This is a genomic window from Halorarum halophilum (assembly GCF_013401515.1).
GTDB classification, from domain to species: Archaea; Halobacteriota; Halobacteria; order Halobacteriales; family Haloferacaceae; genus Halorarum; species Halorarum halophilum.
In genome coordinates, this window is record NZ_CP058529.1 from 761,483 (window position 1) to 781,028 (window position 19,546).

The window sequence follows — 19,546 nt, forward strand, 5'->3', positions numbered from 1 at the left end:
CGGGGATGGGCGACCCGGCTACTAAGGCCTTCTCAGACGCGGCCGGAGCGGTCGGTCGTCCGCGTCGAGGGCGGTGTCGACACGACGGTCGCGGGCGGAAGCCCGGCCGCCGAACGACCCTCGGCGTACGCCCGGCCGAACAGGTAGTAGGTGACGACCTGCCCGTAGAAGAGGATCGGGATGCCGACGAGGACGATGGCGAACAGGCTCCCGATCGAGTTGATGACGCCACCGAGGACCACCGCGAGGAGGACGGCGACGAGGTAGTCGGTGGTGAACGCGATCGACTTCACCGTCGAGAGGTCGAACGCGGCGCCGAGACGTCCCTCCACCGCGAAGTTCGTGAACATCGCCGGGAGGAAGTACGACACGACGACGGCGAACAGCGTCGCGACGGCGAACAGCAGGATCCCGACGAGACTCAGTGCCGCGACGCTGGTCTCCCCGCCCGCGTCACCGATCGCGGCGGCGCCCCCGAAGACCACGACGGAGACGACGACGAACGGGATCGCGATGACGAGGCCGACGACGAGGTTGACGAGCAGGAACTTGAGCCCGTCGACGAACAGGCCGCCCCAGCCGGTGAACGAGGGCGCCTCCGTCTCGCCGCCCGCCGCGGATCGCAGCACGCGGACGAGGTAGCCCTGGACGACGAACGCCGGCAGTACGAGGATACTCAGGACGAGCAGCAGTCCGCCGATGAGGTGCGTCGCGACCCGGTCGTCGCTGTTCAACGGGTACCGCAGTGACTCTTCGATCACGGGTGGCAGGTCACCGACCCGGAGTAAAACGGTTTCCCCGGACGGCGTCGGCCCAGGCGGCCGCAGCGACCACCTCGGCGTAGAAGAGGACGAAGAAGCCGACCGCGATCGGGTTCAGGGCCGGGGTGAGCGCGAGCGCCGACCCGAACGTGGCCCCGCCGACGGTCCAGCCGTAGAAGTACCGCCCGTTCGTCACGGCGCCGAGGAGGGCTCGCGGGGCGAACGCGGCCCGAAGTCCCGAGCGCGCGAGCGCGACGAGCGCCGCGGGCAGAACGTACGCGAAGGCCACGGCGATCAGCAGCGAGAGGGTGCTGAACGCGAGGAACAGGGACGACGGCACGTCGCCCGGTATCCCGTCCACGGCCGCCCGTCCGACGGTGAGCAGCAGGAACGCCGCCGGGGGGAGCAGGTACGCGAGGCAGACAACCGAGCCGAGGAGTCCGTCCCGGAGGAGCCGTCGGGGCTCCCTGAACAGCGGCGGCTCGTCCCCTCCGTCGTCACGGAGCACACCGACGAGGTAGCCCACTACCGGTACGAGCGGAAGGACCGGGAGGAATGCCGCGAGCAGGTGGAGTCCCCCGCCGACAGCCAGGGTCTCGAGGACGTTCCCGCGGTCGCCCCGGAACGGGAACCGAAGCGCCTCCCGCAGCATCCTACACCCCGAGCAGGTCGCTCCCGCCCGGGGGGAGGAACTCCTGGATCCGGTCGGCGGACGCGACCTTCCGGACGAACGAGTCGTCCGCGAAGCGCCGCTTGAACTCGCGGTAGCACTTCACCGCGGCGTCGTTCTGCGCGAACTTCCCCGGCCGGAGTTCGATGATCGACTCCGCCCGCTCCTCGATCGCCGACGTGGGGCCGCCGACGACCCGCGTCTCCGGTTCGACCTGGACGCCGACCGAGATCTTCGCCGGGACGTCGTCGTAGTAGTCGCGGTCGCCGCGGATGACGAACCCGCCCTTCTCGATGTACTCGCCCGACTCGGGCGTCTTCGACACCTGGTCGGGCGTGACGAGGTAGGCGTCGCCGGCCCCGCGGCCGTCCTTCCACACCGAGGAGTAGGAGACCGCGAACTGGGCCGCCTCCTCGCGGGACTGCTCGGGGATGGTCACGTCGCGGGCCGGCTCTGATGGGTCGGTGGCCTTGATGACCGTGACCGGGCCGCCGTGGGCCTGGGCGTGCATGAACAGGTCGTCGGCGTCCATGTACTTCTTCACCAGTTCCTCGTTCTGGTCGGCGTTGCGCCCGCCGATGACGAGGAAGCCGTCGCTGGTGGTGAACCACCGGAACCGGTCGTACCAGTGGTCCTGCTGGCGGACGGGCACGGAGGCGCGGGAGAGCCAGTCGACCTGCCGCTCCTCGTCCCCCTCGCCGTCCTCCGCATCGTCCCCCTCGGACTCCGCCGCGTCCGCATCCGCCGGCTCCTCGTCCGCCTGCTCCCACTGCTCCTTCCGCTCGCGGACGGCAGCGAGTTCCTCGCGGGTGTTCTCGATCGCCGCCTCCGCACCCTCCTTCTTCTCCTCGACGCGCTTGGCCTCCTTGTACAGCATGTCGGCGTTCTTCTCCGGGCCGGTCGAGGCGTCCAGGGTCACCGACGTCCCGTCGAGCGAGACGGTGACCGTCCCCTCGGCGCCGTTCACGTCCTCGACCGCCTCGGCCTCGGGGATGTCGCGCTCGGCCCCCTCCGCGAACGTCGCGTCGATGTCCTCCCACGGGAGCCCATCCTCCCTTGCGCTCTGGACCGTCGAGAGGACGTCGTCCACGAGGTCGTAGTGGGCGTACACGAGCTCCGCGCGCCGGCGTTCCTCGTTGGCCTGCTCCTCGAAGTCCTCGATGGCGCCCTCCTGCTGCTGGATGATGCGCTGTTTCTTCTCGATCTCGGCCTCGAAGTCGGGGGACTCGTCGACCTCCTCGTCCTCGGTGAGGTCGAGCCGGTGGAAGTAGGCGTCCAGCGCGGCGTTGAAGTCGTCGTACGCCTCGCTCTCCAGCCCCTCGCGCTCCTCCAGCGGGAGCGGCGTCACGTCGACGACCTCGCCGTCCTCCAGGTAGACGCGCGGGTCGAGGTCGCCGGCGTTCAGCCGGTCACGGAACCTGACGATCGCGTCGTAGATCGCCCGGAACTGCTCCTCGGTCGCCTCCTCGATGTCGGTCGCCTTCTCGACGCCCGCCCGGGTGCAGAACTCCTCGGCGTAGAGCCCGCCGAAGTTCAACTGGGTCGCCAGCGTCCGGACGACGTCGGTGTCGGACTCGGCCATCCGCGTCGCGAACGGCTCGAAGTCGACGTCCATCGGATGCAGCCGCGACTGCGGGTACTCGTACTGGCTGCCCGGCGCGATGGTCCGGGACTTCAGCCGGACCGTCTCGAGGCTGCGCTGGACCTCCCGGTTCTCGTCGAGCACGGCGACGTTGCCCTGCCCGAACAGTTCGGCGACGACGAGCGTGTCCTCGTCGGGGCGCTCGAACTCGAAGGTGAGGATGCGGTCGAACTCGAACTGCTCGACGCCGGCGAACTCGCCGCCGCCGATGCGGGCGCGCAGGGTCTTCGCGAACTCCGGCGGTCGGCCGGGGGCGTCGGGGACGTTGGCCGGGTCGGCGACGTGACAGCGCTTCACGTCGCCCGTCTCGACCAGGAGCTCGACCCGGCCATGGTCGTAGTCGCGGAGTTTGAACCGCACGAGGTCGTCGCCGTAGAGGTAGACCTTGTCGACCTTCGCGCCCTCGTAGCGACCGAGTTCGCCCACGAGGGCCGTGAGGTCGACCGACGTCATCTCGCGTTTCGGCTCCATTCTTGGAGTCTCGTTGATGGGGTGGGCGTTTGGGCGTTGCGGGATGGGTTCGGTGCGTCTGTGCTCCATTCCGAACGACCGTGTCCGTCGAGAACTGCGCCCCGAAAGCCCTCGACCCTCTCCTCATCCTCCCCAGCCGACTCGCTCACTTCGTTCGCTCGCCCCTCGAGCGCATCCGGCGAGCACGGAGGCTCGCCGGCACGCGCCACAACCAGAACCAAGTGCAAATAGGAGGAGACGCTAAACCCCAGTTTAATTGACGGAGGGGAGGCTCAGCGTACTGAAACAGTCGGTGGGACTGGGATTCGAACCCAGGAGGCTTGCGCCACCTGCTTTCAAGGCAGGCGCAATAGGCCGCTCTGCCATCCCACCGCGGTCGTTGCTTCTCGACGCGGGACAAAAGTCGTTCCGTTCGTCCCCATCGGTCAGTCCGAAGTCCCGGTCGAGAGCTCGGGGATCCGCGTCTCCGCGCTGCGGTCGCCGGTAGGCGACCGGAGGTAGTGGCGAATCCGAGTCCCGGGATCGGTCACGTCCCTCCCGAACTCGTTCGTCCACGTCGCCTCCTCACCCGCTTCGAGCTCCAGTTCGAACGGATACGGCGCGTAGGCCGCCACGCCGCCCGCAACGTTGAGCACGGCCCTGTAGGTCCCCGGTACCTCGCTCGCGTTCCGTGCGGTGACCGAGGCCTCGAACCGACTCCACGCCTCCACCGTCTCGGGGACCTCGAACGCGACGAGTTCGAACGTCGGCTTCGGCCCCGCGACCCTCTCGACGTGCTCGTCGTCCAACCGCCACGAGCCGTCGCCGAGCGTAATCCGAGCCCCCTCGACCGACGATTCAGCCGGGACGGGAAACGCGATCCAGCCCTCGGCGGTGGACCCCGCGTCGTATGCTCCCTCCCAGCCGCGGACGTGCTGTCCACCTCCCTGAACCCCGGTCGGCGTAGCGAGTTCGCCTCCGTCGGTGACCAGCGTGAAATCGGTCGTCCTCGGGGGGTCACCGGAACTCCCCACCGAGGCTTCGACCCCGGCGAACACGTACCAGACGCCGCTCTCGGAGATCACGTCCATCGAATCGTCCGAGTCGTGATACTGGAACGACGACTGGACCCGGACGTCGGTGATCGACACCGTCGCGCCCTCGACGGTCAGTGCCTCGCCGACGGCCGCGGTTTCCTCCGGTGCGGACGAAGCGGCTGGCGTCGGGAATTCGGTCGGTTCCTCGGTCGGCGAGTTCGATCTTGCGCCGTCTCCGACGAGCCTCCCGGCACATCCAGCCAGCCCGAAGAGCGTGGCGCCTGCGACTTCGAGGGCGGTGCGTCGTGTGGAGGACATCGAGACCGGATTCCAACGGACTCGATAAGTGTCTTCCGTACGACTTATCCGTCGATGACGATCTCGCCGTCGCGCACCCGGAGCCCCCGGTCGTGGACGAACGACGCGGTGTGCTCGGGCACGATGCGCTCGGCAGCGATGCGCGACCAGAGCACCGGCAGGAGGTCGCGCAGGTCCGCGCCCGTCTCGACCGCGACCTGCATCGGCAGGTACTCGACGTCGTGGCCGACGTCGCGGGCGCGGTCCGTCAGCGTCTCCAGCTCCGCGTCGCCGAAGGAGTCCGCGAAGTCCACCGGCTCCGTATAGCCGGCGAAGAACGTCCGGCCGCGCGTCGACGGGCCGAGCACCGTCTGGTTCGTCCGGAGCTTCATCGCCGCCGAGTCGACGACCGTCCGGGTGAACAGCGGCGCGGTTCCGCGGACCACCGCGACCGACTGGGCGCCCTCCTCGCGGAGCAGGTGCGCCACCGTGTTGCCGGCGCGGGCGGAGACATCCGAGCCGACCTGCGGTTCGAACCGCGCCTCGGTCACGTCCGCCAGCGCCCCGGCGGCCAGCGAGCGGAGTTCCGCCTCGCTGGACGTGTCCGTCACGTGCTCGTCGGGGAGGAGGTCGTCGGGCCGGAAGTTCACGAGGAGTTCGCCCCCCGAGCGCTCGACCGCCAGCACGGTGTCCCGCACCAGCGCGGCGTACAGTTCCGCCGCGTCCTCGGCCGTGAGGGGCGACGTCTCCGCGAGCTCGGGGAGAACGAGTCCGGGGCGAGGCGGGTCGGCGAGGACGACGACGACGGTCATGTGTGGATGTCGGGAGGCGCGTCCTTCAAGCTTATACACTCGGCCGCCGGAGCGAACCCATGCGACTGGCTCGATTCGGCGTCGTCGGAACGCTGCTCGTCGCGCTGGTGGTCCTCGGCTCGCTGGCCTCGCTCGCAGCGACGGGGCTCTCGCAGACCGGCGTCCTCGCGACGCTCGGCCTCCTGTGTGTCGCCGTGGCCGCAGGGGTGTACTGGGGGCGGAAGACGGCGCCGCGACGTTGGCGGACCCCGTACTGGTAGCCCGATCCGATTTCAGCGGCAGGAAACGTTCGCCGCCTCCTTTCTCGGCTCCGGGACCGTCCGCTACCGACTCCGCCGACCCTTCGTCTGCCGGTAGTCCCGTGAGAAGACGTTCTCGAGCACGTGCTCGACGAACGCGTCCGCGTCCTCGTCGGTCAACTCCTCGAGGTCCTTCATCGGCAACAGCTCGAACCCGCGCCCGCGAACGGTCGTCGCGTGCTCGGCCTCCGCGTCGAAGCTCCCCGGCGCGCGGGTGGTGTACTCGACCGCTAGTTCCTTCAGCGCGCGCTGGCCCACCGGGACGATGAGCTCGGGGTTGATCATCCGGAGCTCCGCGTTCCGGAACGGCTCGCAGTTCGCGACCTCCCCGTCGGTCGCCGGTCGGTCCGGGTGGCGACACCGCGCGAGGTAGGTGAGATAGACGTTCTGGAGCTCCGGTTCGTCGGCGTTCGGGTCCGAGCGCGAGAGCCCGAGTTCGCCGAGGACCCGCTGGATCCGGCGCCCCGCCTCGTCGCCCGTGAACGGCACGCCGTTCTCCTCCGCGGCCGCGGTCGGCGACTCGCCGATGAGGATGATCTCAGCACCGGCGTCGCCGTAACCGTGGACGACGCGCTCGCGACACGCGACGAGCTCCGGGCAGTTCGGGCAGTCCTCGTCCATGCCGTACGGGTTGGCGAGGTCGTCCTGAACGGGCACGCCTGAATCGAGGGGTGGCGCGCTCAAAACGGTGCGGGTTCGCGGGGCGCCAGGAGGAATCCCGGGAGAATCCGACCGCCGTCCAATTCGCCGTTCGAGGGTTCGACGTTCCGCGGGCCGGCCGGCCCGCCGCTCACGCCCGCTTCTGGATCTCCTCGCGCAGGACGTCGCTCACGACCTCGCCGTCCGCCTTGCCGCGGAGCGCGCCCATCGCTTCGCCCATCAGGCCGGAGAAGGCGCCCATCCCCTCCGACTCGACCTGCTCGGCGTTGCGTTCCACGACCTCGGCGATCGCCTCCCTGACCTCCTCGTCGTCGACCCCCGACAGCCCGGCCTCCTCGACGGCCTCCTCGGCGCTCAGGTCGGGGTTCCGGGCGAGCGTCGAGAGCACGTCGACCACGCCCTCCTTCGCCAGGTCGCCGTCCTCGACGAGCGCGAGCACGGCGAGGAACTGGTCGTCGGAGACGTTCTCGACGGGCACGTCGTCGCGTCGCAGCTCAGTCACGGTCGATTCGAGCGTCGTGGCGGCGAAGGTGGGGTCGACGCCCGCGTCGACGGCCTCCTCGAACAGCGGCATCCGCCTGCCGTACGCCACCTGCTCTGCGAGACCGGCGTCGAGGCCGTACTCGTCGGCGTACCGCTCTGACTTCTCGGTGAGGAGCTCCGGCGTCTCCACGTCGGCCGGGTCGAGTTCGACCGGCGGGACGTCCGTCTCGGGGTAGAGCCGCGCCGCGCCGGGGAGCGGCCGCATGTACCGCGTTGTCCCGTCGTCGTTGGCGCCTCGCGTCTCCTCAGGGACCCCCTCGATGGCCGCCCGCGCGCGGTCGGCAGCCGCCTCGATGGCGAGTTCCGCCGTATCGGGGTCGTCGGCGACGAGCGCGACGGCGTCGTTCGGGCCGGCGTCGACCGCCTCGCGGAGCGCCTCGACTTCGGCCTCGGTGACGCCGTAGGCGGGGAGTTCGTCGGTGTGGAAGATGCCGCCCGCGCCGTGGCGCTTCGCGTGGTCCGACAGTTCGGTGCCGAGCCTGCGGTCCGGCTGGAGTTCGCGTCCGACGAGGTCCTCGAACCCTTCGAGCCGGACCGCGTGGACCTCGCCGCCGGCGTCGAGCGCGCCCGCGATGACGCCGGAGTCGGTGTCGGCGAACACCCCGGTCACGTCGACCGGCTCGCCGACCGCCGCGTCGCGCCCCTGGAGCGCCCCGGCGATGGCGACGAGTTCCGCCTGCCGGTCGGCCTCCAGCGCGACGATCTCGTCGATCTGGTCCAGCGCCTGCACCCCCTTGATCTCCACGCGTGCCCCCTTGGCGATGGAGACGTTCACGTCCTGCCGGATGGTGCCGAGTCCGCGCTTGACGGCGCCCGTCGAGCGGAGCAGCATGCCGATGCGCTCGGCGGCGTCGCGGGCCTGGGCCGGCGTCGAGATGTCCGGCTTCGTGCCGATCTCCACCAGCGGGATGCCCAGCCTGTCGAGCGAGTAGCGGACGCCCTCGTCCGTCTCCTCGACGCGTTTTGCGGACTCCTCCTCCAGCATCAGATCCTCGATCCCGACGGGTCCGTCGGGCGTCTCGATCTCGCCCTCCTGGCCCAGCAGTATCGAGCGCTGGAAGCCGGAGGTGTTCGACCCGTCGATGACGATCTTCCGCATCACGTGCGCCTGGTCGACGACGGTCGCGTCGAGCAGGTTCGCGATCTGCATGGCGACCGAGAGCGCCTCGGCGTCGACCTCGGCGGGCGGTTCGTCGTCCTCCTCGACGAGGCAAGTCGTGTCGTACGCGAGGTACTCGAACTCCCGCTCCACCTGTGACTCCTCGAGGGCAGCCTCGTCGATCTCGCCGAGTTCCGACTTCGTCGGGTGGAGGAACCGGCTGATGGTCCGCTCCGCCTCCGCCGGTTCACGCAGCGTCGTCGGCGACCCGCAGAACAGTTTCGTCGCCGTGTCGAGTTGCTGGTGGATCTCCAGCCCGGCGACGAGTCCGAGGTCGTCGTAGTCGCGGTCGGTCATTACGCGGACGTGCGGCGTCCGGGGGCAAAAAGGGTATGAGTCGCGGCGGCCGCCGCGGCTGGCCGGGCTCCGTCTCCGCAGGGCGGGAGCCCTACTCCGGACGGGATCGGGTGGGCGTGGTCCGTAAAGTCGAGTCCGTCGAGTTGCGTCAGTCGAGTCGCTTCAGGCCGTCGCCGATCCCGGTGGCTTCACAGCCGTCCTTGGGGCACGAGTAGTGCCACCCGTCCGTCGTCGCGCGCCCCTCGGGGAACTCGGTGCCGCACCGGCGGCACCGCAGGAGATCCCGGCCGGTACTCCGGGAGATGAGTTGCTGCATGTCGAGACTCTCGCGGGGATACGTGTTGAACGTACCGATGCGTACGCCCCCGAGCGCCCCCGAGCGCCCCCGAGCGTCCCCGAGCGCGTCCGAATGGCGGTTTGGACAGGAACTTTGCCGCGGGGCTCGTGGACCGACGCATGTCCGACCTGGACGACACCGACCTGGACATCCTCCGGATGCTGGCCGAGGACGGCCGCCGGTCCTACAGCGACATCGGCGAGGCCGTCGACCTCTCCCCGCCGGCCGTCTCCGACCGGGTCTCCCGACTCCGCGAGGCCGGGGTCATCCGGCGGTTCACCATCGACGTCGACCGATCCACCCTCCGCGCCGGGACGCCGGTCCTCCTCCGAGTCACCCCGGCGACGGGGGAGCGCGAGGCGGTGCGGGGGGCGCTCTCCGACGACGCGGCCGTCGAGCACGTGTTCCTCACCGCCGACGGCGACGTCCTCGCCCACGCTCGCGTCCCCCACGGCCCGACCTACGAGTGGGTCGAGTCGACGCTCGGCCCCGAACGGATCGCCGACCTCGCGGTCGAGTCGCTCGCCGACGCGGAGTGGACGCCGAGCGTCGGCGCGACCGAGTTCGCCTTCGAGTGCGTCGAGTGCGGGAACTCCGTGACGAGCGAGGGCGCGACCGCCCGTCTCGACGGGTCGCTGTACCACTTCTGCTGTCCCTCCTGCGAGTCGCGGTTCCGCGAGCGATACGACCGGATCGAGGAAGGAGTCTAGGCGGGGACTGTCTCGGGAGGTCCCGGCGAGTCCGACGGGATTCGCCCTCCGCCGACCCCGACTACCGCCCGTTCCGGGACCCCGACTACCGCTCGCCCACTGGGGTCCACGCCCGGTCGGTTTCGCCGACGTAGCGAGCGCGCGGACGGACGATCCGGTTGTCCTCCCGCTGTTCCAGACAGTGGGCGGTCCAGCCCCCGACGCGGGCGACGCCGAAGGTCGCCGTGAACAGCTCCCGCGGGATGCCGATGCCGTGGAGCAGGACCGCGGTGTAGAACTCCACGTTCGTCTCGAGCCGTCGACCCGGCTTGTGCTCGGCGAGCGCCTCGACACCGACGCGTTCCGCCTCGCGGGCCGACTCGAAGAAATCGGTGTCCCCCGACTCCTCGTAGAACGACTCCGCCGCGTCCGAGAGGACGGCCGCACGCGGGTCTCGAACCGAGTAGACCCGGTGACCGAATCCCATCAACCGTTCGCCGGCGTCGAGGCGCTCCCGGACCGCCGCCTCGGGGTCGCCGGACTCGTGGATGTCGATCAGCATCTCGAGCACCGGGCCGGGCGCGCCGCCGTGGAGCGGCCCCTTCAGTGCGCCGACGGCGCCCGTCACCGCCGAGAACACGTCGGACTCGGTGGAGGCGATGCACCGTGCGGTGAACGTCGAGGCGTTCAGCCCGTGGTCGATCACGGTGTTGAGGTACGTCTCCAGCCCCCGAACCGCTGCCTCGTCCGGTTCCTCCCCCGTGAGCATGTAGAGGTAGTTCGCCGCGTGGCCGAGGTCCTCGCGGGGCGCCACTGGCTCGTCCCCCTCGCGATAGCGCCAGTACGCCGCCACGACCGTCGGCATCACCGCGATGGCGGTGAGCGCGTCGTCCGACAGGTCGCCCAACTCCTGCTTCTCGTCCGTCCCTCCCGCTCCGTCGGCGTCACCACCCAGGTTCGCGGCGGCCACACCCATCCGGAGCACGTCCATCGCCGGCAACCCGTCCTCGGCGGCCGCGCGGAGCGTCTCCCGCGTCTCCGGGGCGATCGCGCGACGGGACGCGAGATCCTCGCGGAACGACGCCAGTTCGGACTCGTTCGGCAGCCTGTCCTCCCGGAGCAGGAACACTGTTTCCTCGAACGTCACGTTGCCCGCGAGTTCGGCGAGCGGGAAGCCGCCGATGACCAGCTCGCCGGCCTCGCCGTCGATGCTGCTCAAGCGGGTCTCGGCGACCGTGACGTCCTCCAGCCCGCGTGCGATGTCGTCTTCGTCGGTCACGGGCGCACGGTCGCGGCGCTGTGAGAAAAACTGTTGGGACGGGAACGTCCGAATTCGGTCAGTCCTCGCCGAGGATACCCGTGTGCGTCATCGCCTCGGGGTCGAGCACCTCGTCGGCCTCCTCCTCGGAGAGGTAGCCCTTCTCCAGGACTACCTCGCGGACGGTCTTGTCCTCCTTCAGCGCGGTCTTGGCGACCTCGCTGGCCCTGTCGTAGCCGATCGCGGGGTTGAGCGCGGTCGCGAGCGCCATCGACTGCTCGACGCGCTCGGCGCAGTACTCCTCGTTCGCCTCCAGTTTCGCGACGAAGCGCTCGCCGAAGACCGACGAGGCGTTCGCGAGGAGCTCCGTCGACTGGAGGAAGTTGTGCGCCAGCACCGGCTTGTACAGGTTCAGGTCGATCTGTCCCTCCGCCGCGCCCGCGGCGACGGCGGCGTCGTTGCCGACGACCTGCTTGTGGACCTGGTTCACCGCCTCGGCGACGACGGGGTTGACCTTGCCCGGCATGATGCTGCTCCCGGGCTGGTTCTCGGGCTGTTCGATCTCGCCCAGGCCGTTGCGTGGGCCGGAGGCGAGCAGCCGGAGGTCGTTCGCGATCTTGTTCAGGCTCCCCGCGACCGTGCGGAGCGCGCCGTGCGCCTCGGCCATCGCGTCGTGGGCCGCCTGCGCCTCGAAGTGGTTGTCCGCCTCGCGGAACTGCGTGTTCGTCTCCTCGGAGATGTACTCCGCCGCGAGCTCGGGGAACTCGGGGTCGGTATTGAGCCCGGTCCCGACGGCGGTGCCGCCGAGGGCGAGTTCGCGCAGGTGGAAGCGCGTGTCGGCGACGCGCTTGATCCCCTTCTGTACCTGCGCGCGGTAGCCGCCGAACTCCTGGCCGAGTCGGACCGGCGTCGCGTCCTGGAGGTGCGTCCGGCCGGTCTTGACGACGCCGTCGAACTCCGCCTCCTTCTCCTCGAGCGCGGCGTGGAGCTCCTCCAGCGCCGGCATCAGGTCCTTCTCCACGGCCTCGAGCGCGGCGACGTGCATCGCCGTCGGGATCACGTCGTTGCTCGACTGCCCGAAGTTCACGTGGTCGTTCGGGTGGACGACGCGGTCGCCGATCCCCTCGCCCATGAGTTCGGCCGCGCGGTTGGCGATGACCTCGTTCGCGTTCATGTTCGAGGAGGTGCCCGACCCCGTCTGGAACACGTCGACGGGGAACTGGTCGTCGTGTTCGCCGGCGATGACCTCGTCGGCCGCCTCCGTGATGGCCCCAGCCACGTCCTCGTCGACGTGACCGAGGTCACGGTTCGCCCGCGCCGCGGCCTTCTTGACTACGCCCAGCGCCCGGACGAACCGTCGGCCGAAGCTGATTCCGGAGATGGGGAAGTTCTCGACCGCGCGCTGGGTCTGTGCGCCCCAGTACGCGTCGGCCGGGACCTCCATCTCGCCGAGGCTGTCGCGTTCGATGCGGTAGTCTCCGTCGTCGCTCATACGCGAGGACTCGGGGTGAGTCGTCGTAAAAACCACCGATACGGTCGCCACTTGCGGTCGGTGTCCCCGCCGGCCTCCTCGCCCGCCGGTGACGGTTTCTATCGCGAACCCGTACGCCTCTGCATGAGCACCTACCGGCGTCGAATGCGCGTCGATGCACCGTTCGACGAGGTCTGGTCGTTCCACTCGCGGGTCTCCGGCCTGGAGGCGGTGACGCCGTCGTTCATGAACCTGCGCGTCGAGCGCGTCGTCGGCCCCGACGGGGAGGTTGATCCGGACGTCCTGGAGGCCGGAACCCGCCTCCGGATGAGCGTCCGGCCATTCGGCGTCGGACCGCGTCGGCCCTGGACCTCGTACATCCGGGAGCGCGAGGCCGGGGAGACCGACGGCTACTTCGTCGACACGATGGAGGAGGGACCGTTCCCGGCGTGGCGTCACACCCACCGGTTCCGTGCGGACGGCGACGGGACCGTCGTGCAGGACGACGTTCGGTACCGGCTCCCCGGCGGCCCGTTCGGCAGGGCGCTCGGCCCGTTCGCTGTCGTCGGCTTCGAGCCGATGTTCCGCCATCGACACCGGCGGACGAGGGAACTGCTGGAGTGAGGGGGAGAGCCCGGACTACGAGCCGCTTCGTCGCGCCGCCGCGGTGAGGTAGACGCCGGCGAGGACGACGGCGCCGCCGACGAGCGTCATCGGCGTCGGGTACTCCGCGAGGAGGAACACCGCGAGGAGCGTGCTCCCCACGGGCTCGCCGAGCAACGACACCGAAACGACGCTGGACTCGACGTGCGCGAGCGCCCAGTTGATGACGGTGTGTCCGAACACCCCCGGTCCGACGGCCATGGCGAGAAAGAGCAGCCACTCGCGGGTCCGGTAGCCGACGAGCGGGTACCCCTGCGCGATCGTCGCCACCAGCAACGCGAGCGCACAGCTCGCGTACACGACGAGCACGTACGGGAGCAGCGGGAGTCGCTGGCGGAGCGACCGGCCGGCGAGCACGTAGCTCGCGGCGGTGACGGCGCCGAGCACCGCCAGAGCGTTGCCGAACAGCGGGCGCTCGCCGGCGAGCGCCGCCGTCCCGAGCACCACGTCGGCGCCGCTCATCACCAGCATCCCCGCAAGCGCGACGCCGATGCCGAGGACCGTCTTCCGGGTGACGCGCTCGTCGAGCAGCGCCCAGGCGCCCGCCGCGACGAACAGGGGCTGGGCCTGGACGAGCGTGACGCTCGCGGCGACGGAGGTCCACCGGAGGCTCTCGAACCAGGCGGCGAAGTGGACCGCGAGCGCGAGGCCGGCGGCGACGGCGACGAGCGTATCCCGCGGGCGGAGTCGGCGAAAGGCGGCGCGGTCGTCCGGCCGGCCGAGCACGATCGGGAGGAGGAGTGCGATTGTGAAGACGACGCGGTAGAGCGCCTTCACGATGCTCGGGGCGTGGCTCCACTCGACGAGGATGGCACTCGTCGACACCGCGAGGACGGCCACGACGAGCGCGGCGAGCGGCGGGACGCGCTCCTCGGCGACGGCCAGTCGTGACACAGCGTCGGCTACGCGGGAGCTCCGTTAGTGCTTGCGTTTGCGGACGGCGGATGCGACGCTACGCGGATTCTACGGCCCGGAAGACGAGCGATCGTGGGCGAACAGGCGGCGCGGCATGGTCGACGAGGGGCGCACCGCACACTCGCTTCACCCTCGTCGGCGGCGGATCAGCGCACGGCGAGCGTGGTCGCCCCTTTCGACTTCAACCTTCGTCGACGAGGGTGGCGAACGCCTCACGGATGTCCGCGGGAGTGTCGAAGTCGTGGAAGTGTTCCCCCCGCTCCCGGGAAAGGATGTTGAGCGCCGCGGCGGCGCCGTCGCCGGCCGAGATGATCGCCTGCCACTCCTCGGTCCGAACCATCGCGCCCGTGGCGTAGACGCCGTCGACGCTGGTCTCCATCGTCACGTCCGCGGCGATCGCGCCCTCCTCGGTGGTGTCACAGCCGAGGTCCTCCGCGAGGTCTCGGTTCGCTCCGGTCGCGAGCACGACGTAGTTCGCATCGTACTCGTCCTCGCCGGTCGTGACCGCGAGTCCGCCGTCGTCGCTCACGGCGGTGACCTCCTCGCCCAAGTGGAGTTCCGCGCCGAAGCGCGTCGCCTGCTCACGGGCTACTTCGATGTAGGCGTCCCCGTCGAGCGAGTCGATGCCGGGATAGTTGAACAGGTGAGCCTTGTGCATCCAGGTCTCGTCGGTGTCGTAGACGGTGACGTCGAGGCCGTTCTTCGCGAGGAACAGCGCGGCCGAGAGTCCTGCCGGCCCCCCACCGACCACAGCGACGTGAGCCATGGACGGCCATTGGACCACCGAACACATAAACCTCGGATCGATCAAACCTCGGATCAATCTCGTCGTCGGACCGACCTCCAGCCCGACTCCATCGACAGGTTCGTGTCTCCCCTCCGGGAGGGGCAGGTTCAAGCGGGCGCTCGGGCTGGTGGATCACGTGATCCGATCAGTCGACGGCACCACGCCGCGAATCGCGGACTCGGCGTACGTGGACGACGCGGCGGTCGTCATCGGCGACGTCGTGCTCGAAGCCGGGGCCAGCGTCTGGCCGAACGCGACCCTCCGGGGCGACAGCGGGACGATCGTCGTGGGCGAGGGCTCGAACGTACAGGACAACGCCGTGTTGCACGAGGACGCCGAACTCGAAGCGGACGTCACGGTCGGACACGGCGCCATCGTCCACGCCGCGACGGTCGGGGAGGGGGCGCTCGTCGGGATGAACGCCGTGGTTCTCGACGGCTCGACCGTCGGCGAGGGCGCCGTCGTCGGCGCCGGGTCGGTGGTGACGGAGGGAACCGAGGTGCCTCCCGAGACGCTCGTCGTCGGCTCCCCGGCGGAACCGAAGGCCGAGGTCGACGAGGCGGCCGCGCGGGCGCCCGCAACGCACTACGTGGAACTGGCGAACCGGTACGAGGAAACCTCCGAGCGCGTCGATTGAGGACGTAGCTAGAGCCTTCCCGCTCGGTTTGGTCCACGTTCCCCGGGAGACCCCGGAACCGACAGACTCGCGGTAGCCGACGAGTACAGGGTGAACCGCCGACGTACAGATCCGGTCGATCGGATGCACCTCCTTACCGCCACGACCCCGCCAACCGATCGAGCGGATGAACCGACAATCGAACGTTACCTTCGAAAATGGACCTGCCTACCGAGCGCCGAAACGTCGAACGATGTTCCGTTTTTATTCGCCTGAGCGTGGAAGAGTGAGACGCTATGTCCGACAGTTCTGACCGACCGGGAGAGAGACGTATGTCGACGGACAGGGAGACGATCCGCGAGTGGGCCGACGAACACGGCACGATTCCCGTCCGTCACCAGGAGGGCGACGCCGAGGGGTACCGCTTCGTCCGGGAGTCCGAGATGGGCGAAACCCACGAGCGCGTCGACTGGGACGAGTTCTTCACCCAGATCGACGAGGGCGACTACGTCGTCATCCACCACGGCGAAGGCGCCGACGAGACGTTCGAGGTGACCGGGAGGCGGGACGCCTTGACCCGGATGGACCTCGAGCGCGAGGAGATGGAGGAACGCCTGCTCGAGGGCGAGACGGTGCGGAGCGAGATCACCGAGACCACCGTGGTCGAGCGCGTCATCGTCGAGCACGCGACCGTCGAGAGCGAACTGATCGACACGGAGATCGTCGATCAACAGGTGGTCGACGTCGACCTCCTTCGGCGCGAGTGCACCGACTGCGAACTCGTCGATGACCGCGGAGTCGACGAGCAGGACCTGTTCGACACGAACCGATACTTCGAGAGCATCGGGGCGACGGACTACGCTACCGGCGAGCCGATGGGCGCCCTCGGCCCGGGGGACGAACTCCCGTACCACGCGGAACTGGACGTGAAGGAGGCGTGGGCGGTCACGCGCGAGATCGACGAGCGACTCACGGTCGAGAGCCGCATCGTCGAGGAGGACGTCACGGAGACCGACACGGTCGAGGACCGGGACATCGACATCGAGGGGCTCCAGCAGACCATCGTCGAGAGCGACATCCTCGACGTCGACATGTCGGCAGACGAGGTCATGACGGAGTACGACGTCGAGACGGACATGAACGAGGACGAGACGATCCTCACGTACTTCGACCGCCAGCGTCTGGTCGAAGACGAGGTCGTCGACCGGCGGCGCCTCCGTGCGGACGTCGTGGAGGGCGAGTTGCTCGGAATGGAGACGATCCACAGCGAGGACGTCGCCGAGACGACCCCCCAGGAGGAGGGGGTCGAGACGACCACGGCGGGCGCCACCGAGGCCGACACGAGCGAGACCGGGACGGTCGCGACGAGCGACGCCGAAGTCGAGGCCGACGTCGCCGAGACGGGCGCGATCACGCTCACGGACGACGAGATCGGCAAGACGGTCGTGGATTCGACCGGCGACGAGGTCGGGATGGTCACGGACGTCGACGACAGCGGGAGGATGATGTACATCGACCCCGAGCCCGGGATCGCGGAGCGGATCAGGGCCGCGCTCGACTGGGGCAGCAGCGACGACGACGACCTCCCCATCGAGTCCCAGCAGATCGAGCGGATCACCGACGAGGCGGTAGAGCTGAAGGGGGCCGACGAGATGGAGGGGAGTGTAGGACGCTGAGCGGCCGCGTCCGTTCCCTGTTTCCAGTCGGGGAGTCCTTCAGCCGACTGCACTTCTTCGCTGACCCTCGTCCCTCGTTCGAGGTGCGTCGATCACCGCTCCGCGTCGGGCGTCCGCTCGTCGCCGCCGAACCACTCTCGCCAGAAGGGCTGGAAGGCGTCCGACGATTCGGTCAGCGACTCCCACCGCGTGAGCCCGCGCTCCTCGTCCGTCCCCGGTATCGTGTTGTCGAGGACGAGCGCGGCCAGCCCGCCGACGGCCATCCCCGTCGTGCCGACGACGTACATCGTGCCCGCGAAGACGGACGTGCCGAGAGCCGGGCCGAGCAGCGGGACCGTCGCCATCCCCGCCTGGAACGCCTCGGCGCTGCCGACGGCGCCCATGTACTCGGGGATCGCCAGCCCGACGAACAGCGCGAACCCGACGATGAAGACGTTTCGCGAGGAGTTGAGGTCGACGTACGTCAGGTTCGAGAGGCCGACCGCGACGATCTGGCCGAACATGACGACGAAGAGGCCCCCGACGATGGGGTCGGGGATGGTCGCGACGAGCTGTCCGACGTAGCCGACATAGCCGACGACGAGCATCATCACCGCGCCGATCTGGACGACGAACCGGGAGGCGACGCCCGTCAGCCCGATGGCGCCGATGTTCTCGGAGTAGGAGGTCGAGCCGCCGGTCCCCATGATCCCGGAGAAGACGTTCATGATCCCCTCCATGCCGATGCCGTGGTTGATGCGCTCCTCGCTCGGCGCGCCGCTACCGACGAGCCTGGCGACGGCGTGGTAGTCGCCGAAGCTCTCGACGATGGAGGCGAGGACGCCGGCGAACATCCCGATGGCGAAGGAGAGCTGGAACGTCGGCATCCCCCACTGCAACGGGTAGATCGGTACCACCGCCGGCGCGTCCGCCACGGTGCCGAGGGCGACGTAGCCCGGCGCTCCAGAACCGTAGACCCCGGCGACCGACAGGGCCGCGGCGACGACCCAGGCGATGGAGACCCCGAGGATGACTGGGAACAGCCGGAACGCCCAGTGTCGTCGGTCGAGGTACTGGGAGAACGCGAGGACGAGCAGCAGCGTCAGCCCGAGCAGCCACCAGTCGTTCGTCGCGGCGGTGACCTGCGGGACGTCAAACAGCGCGAGGCCGATGAGGACGATGGTCGGCGCGATAGTCACCGGGGAGAGGTACTGCCGGAGTTTCCCGACGATGCCGAAGTAGCCGATGGCGATCTCCACCAGCGCCGCCACGATGATGGCGCCCTGTAGCGCCTGGAGGCGAGTCTGCCAGAGTGGCTCGCCGGCGGTCGCCCCGACCACGGTGACGATCGCGATCGCGGGCGCGAGCATCGAGAACGGCGCCCCCTGCACGATGGGGTAGCGGTTCCCGAACGTCGTCTGCGCCAGCGTCGCGACCCCCGAGACGACGAAGAACGTCCCGACGAACCGGGCGGTCTCGCCGGTGGGCATCCCCAGCGCCCCCGCCAAAATGAGCGGCACTGCGACGTTCGCGCCGACCATCGTCAGGTAGTGCTGGAGGCCGAGGACGACCGAGGCCGACAACGACGGGCGGTCCTCGATGCCGTACTCGACGAACGACGTCCGATCCGACTCCCTCCCGGACCCTCCGCTCTCGTCTCCGTTCACGCTCGGACCCCGAAGCGACGTCTAATAAGTTGACCTTCTCCGGAACGGGTTGCGTCCCCGAGGTCGTTTCCGGGAACCCCAATCGTTCGCGTCGTCGCCGCCGGAGCTAGTCGAGCAGATGGAGGCAGAAGGCGTCCGACGGGACGAAGGGGATTTTCCCTGGAGTTATTAGGCAGAGTCTGAAGTCTCTGGTACATGAAGCGCCGGTCAGTTCTCGCCGTCCTCGGCGTCGGTGCCGGCGGGTGGATCGGATACGATCGATTCCGATCCGGTCGAGAGGGACGGATCTTCTGGCGGGAGATGGCAGTCGACGCCGGCGGAGAACCGGGGTCGTTGATCATCATGACCGTGTCGCGTGAATCCGATGGGACAGTGAGTCATACGATTCACGACGAGTACACGGACGCGTTCGACGACGGAACGTACGTTTCGAGGGATCTCCACCGCGCGCTCGAACGCGAGTTCGGCCCCGACGAACCCTACTACCTCGTTCGATACGGGGCCCACGACTGCAACGGTGTCCCCGGCGACGAGGGTGGCGACGCCGTCGAAGTATCGCGGAAGGAGTTCAACGATCTCCGGATCGGCGACTGCGTGAAGAAATAGACCGGGGTCGGCGACCCGATTGCGAAACACGCGAGGTCGGTGGCTGTACTCGGCAAAATTGGACCCCCGTAGATTCGATGCGAACGAGCGTCGAACTGCGCGCTATCCCGTGAATCCGGATGACATGGCTTCGAAGTCCGCCCTCCCCGAATTGAATACGCGGAGACGTTCCAGGCATGCGGCGCTTCGCGCCGTTCCGGGCGTGCGACTCCTCTCTTCAATTGGGCTCGGGGTGTACACGACGGCCGCCGCCGG

At 69.2% G+C, this 19,546-nt stretch carries 19 protein-coding genes and 1 tRNA gene; 6 read left to right on the forward strand and 14 right to left on the reverse strand.

From position 1 onward, the window contains the following. Positions 1-32: 32 nt before the first annotated feature. From HUG10_RS04015 to HUG10_RS04040, 6 genes are all read right to left on the reverse strand, one after another. Entirely contained in the window at positions 33-761 is a 729-nt protein-coding gene (locus HUG10_RS04015) for a DUF4013 domain-containing protein (protein WP_179168336.1), read from the reverse strand. 10 nt (positions 762-771) lie between these two features. Further along, complete coding sequence (locus tag HUG10_RS04020) at positions 772-1,413, reverse strand: DUF4013 domain-containing protein (RefSeq protein WP_179168337.1); 642 nt, start codon at positions 1,411-1,413, stop codon at positions 772-774. A gap of 1 nt (position 1,414) precedes the next feature. Beyond that, positions 1,415-3,544 (reverse strand): ribosome rescue protein RqcH, encoded by a 2,130-nt coding sequence (gene rqcH, locus HUG10_RS04025; protein ID WP_179168338.1) that lies wholly within the window; start codon positions 3,542-3,544, stop codon positions 1,415-1,417. Between the two features lie 290 nt (positions 3,545-3,834). After that, positions 3,835-3,916: transfer RNA gene (locus HUG10_RS04030), tRNA-Ser, on the reverse strand. Between the two features lie 53 nt (positions 3,917-3,969). Then, a complete protein-coding gene (locus HUG10_RS04035) occupies positions 3,970-4,878 on the reverse strand; it encodes a hypothetical protein (RefSeq protein ID WP_179168339.1) in 909 nt (302 codons plus the stop codon). A gap of 44 nt (positions 4,879-4,922) precedes the next feature. Further along, positions 4,923-5,669, reverse strand: coding sequence for a hypothetical protein (locus HUG10_RS04040; protein WP_179168340.1), 747 nt, complete (start codon positions 5,667-5,669; stop codon positions 4,923-4,925). A 59-nt stretch (positions 5,670-5,728) separates the two neighbouring features. Between HUG10_RS04040 and HUG10_RS04045 the strand changes: the two genes are divergently transcribed. Next, positions 5,729-5,929: a hypothetical protein gene (locus HUG10_RS04045; protein ID WP_179168341.1), complete on the forward strand. Its 201-nt coding sequence runs from the start codon at positions 5,729-5,731 to the stop codon at positions 5,927-5,929. A gap of 63 nt (positions 5,930-5,992) precedes the next feature. Here HUG10_RS04045 and HUG10_RS04050 read toward each other — a convergent pair whose 3' ends face one another. From HUG10_RS04050 to HUG10_RS04060, 3 genes are all read right to left on the reverse strand, one after another. After that, complete coding sequence (locus HUG10_RS04050) at positions 5,993-6,589, reverse strand: uracil-DNA glycosylase (RefSeq protein ID WP_179170986.1); 597 nt, start codon at positions 6,587-6,589, stop codon at positions 5,993-5,995. 169 nt (positions 6,590-6,758) lie between these two features. Then, positions 6,759-8,627 (reverse strand): Glu-tRNA(Gln) amidotransferase subunit GatE, encoded by a 1,869-nt coding sequence (gene gatE / locus HUG10_RS04055; RefSeq protein ID WP_179168342.1) that lies wholly within the window; start codon positions 8,625-8,627, stop codon positions 6,759-6,761. Between the two features lie 148 nt (positions 8,628-8,775). Further along, a complete protein-coding gene (locus HUG10_RS04060) occupies positions 8,776-8,943 on the reverse strand; it encodes an HVO_2901 family zinc finger protein (RefSeq protein WP_179168343.1) in 168 nt (55 codons plus the stop codon). A 140-nt stretch (positions 8,944-9,083) separates the two neighbouring features. Between HUG10_RS04060 and HUG10_RS04065 the strand changes: the two genes are divergently transcribed. Beyond that, positions 9,084-9,674, forward strand: a complete 591-nt coding sequence (locus HUG10_RS04065) for a winged helix-turn-helix transcriptional regulator (protein WP_179168344.1) — start codon at positions 9,084-9,086, stop codon at positions 9,672-9,674. Between the two features lie 85 nt (positions 9,675-9,759). Here the strand turns inward: HUG10_RS04065 and HUG10_RS04070 are convergent, their stop codons facing one another. Next, positions 9,760-10,932 carry a citrate synthase/methylcitrate synthase gene (locus HUG10_RS04070; RefSeq protein ID WP_179168345.1) on the reverse strand — a complete coding sequence of 391 codons (1,173 nt, stop codon included), beginning with the start codon at positions 10,930-10,932 and terminating at the stop codon, positions 9,760-9,762. A gap of 58 nt (positions 10,933-10,990) precedes the next feature. Next, positions 10,991-12,403: a class II fumarate hydratase gene (locus tag HUG10_RS04075; RefSeq protein WP_179168346.1), complete on the reverse strand. Its 1,413-nt coding sequence runs from the start codon at positions 12,401-12,403 to the stop codon at positions 10,991-10,993. Between the two features lie 123 nt (positions 12,404-12,526). On the opposite strand from HUG10_RS04075, the gene HUG10_RS04080 reads away from it, so the two are divergent. Continuing rightward, positions 12,527-13,006, forward strand: a complete 480-nt coding sequence (locus HUG10_RS04080) for an SRPBCC family protein (protein WP_179168347.1) — start codon at positions 12,527-12,529, stop codon at positions 13,004-13,006. A 15-nt stretch (positions 13,007-13,021) separates the two neighbouring features. Here HUG10_RS04080 and HUG10_RS04085 read toward each other — a convergent pair whose 3' ends face one another. Together HUG10_RS04085 and HUG10_RS04090 are read right to left on the reverse strand one after the other, a co-directional pair. Beyond that, positions 13,022-13,930 (reverse strand): DMT family transporter, encoded by a 909-nt coding sequence (locus tag HUG10_RS04085; RefSeq protein ID WP_179170987.1) that lies wholly within the window; start codon positions 13,928-13,930, stop codon positions 13,022-13,024. A 211-nt stretch (positions 13,931-14,141) separates the two neighbouring features. After that, complete coding sequence (locus HUG10_RS04090; RefSeq protein WP_179168348.1) at positions 14,142-14,726, reverse strand: NAD(P)/FAD-dependent oxidoreductase; 585 nt, start codon at positions 14,724-14,726, stop codon at positions 14,142-14,144. A 157-nt stretch (positions 14,727-14,883) separates the two neighbouring features. Here HUG10_RS04090 and HUG10_RS21980 point away from each other — a divergent pair, with 157 nt between their 5' ends. Beyond that, complete coding sequence (locus HUG10_RS21980; RefSeq protein WP_179168349.1) at positions 14,884-15,384, forward strand: gamma carbonic anhydrase family protein; 501 nt, start codon at positions 14,884-14,886, stop codon at positions 15,382-15,384. A gap of 311 nt (positions 15,385-15,695) precedes the next feature. Beyond that, positions 15,696-17,039: a hypothetical protein gene (locus HUG10_RS04100; RefSeq protein ID WP_179168350.1), complete on the forward strand. Its 1,344-nt coding sequence runs from the start codon at positions 15,696-15,698 to the stop codon at positions 17,037-17,039. 92 nt (positions 17,040-17,131) lie between these two features. Here the strand turns inward: HUG10_RS04100 and HUG10_RS04105 are convergent, their stop codons facing one another. Further along, a complete protein-coding gene (locus tag HUG10_RS04105; RefSeq protein WP_179168351.1) occupies positions 17,132-18,685 on the reverse strand; it encodes a uracil-xanthine permease family protein in 1,554 nt (517 codons plus the stop codon). 195 nt (positions 18,686-18,880) lie between these two features. Between HUG10_RS04105 and HUG10_RS04110 the strand changes: the two genes are divergently transcribed. Further along, on the forward strand, positions 18,881-19,291 hold the full coding sequence (locus HUG10_RS04110; RefSeq protein ID WP_179168352.1) for a hypothetical protein: 411 nt from the start codon (positions 18,881-18,883) through the stop codon (positions 19,289-19,291). Positions 19,292-19,546: the final 255 nt, after the last annotated feature.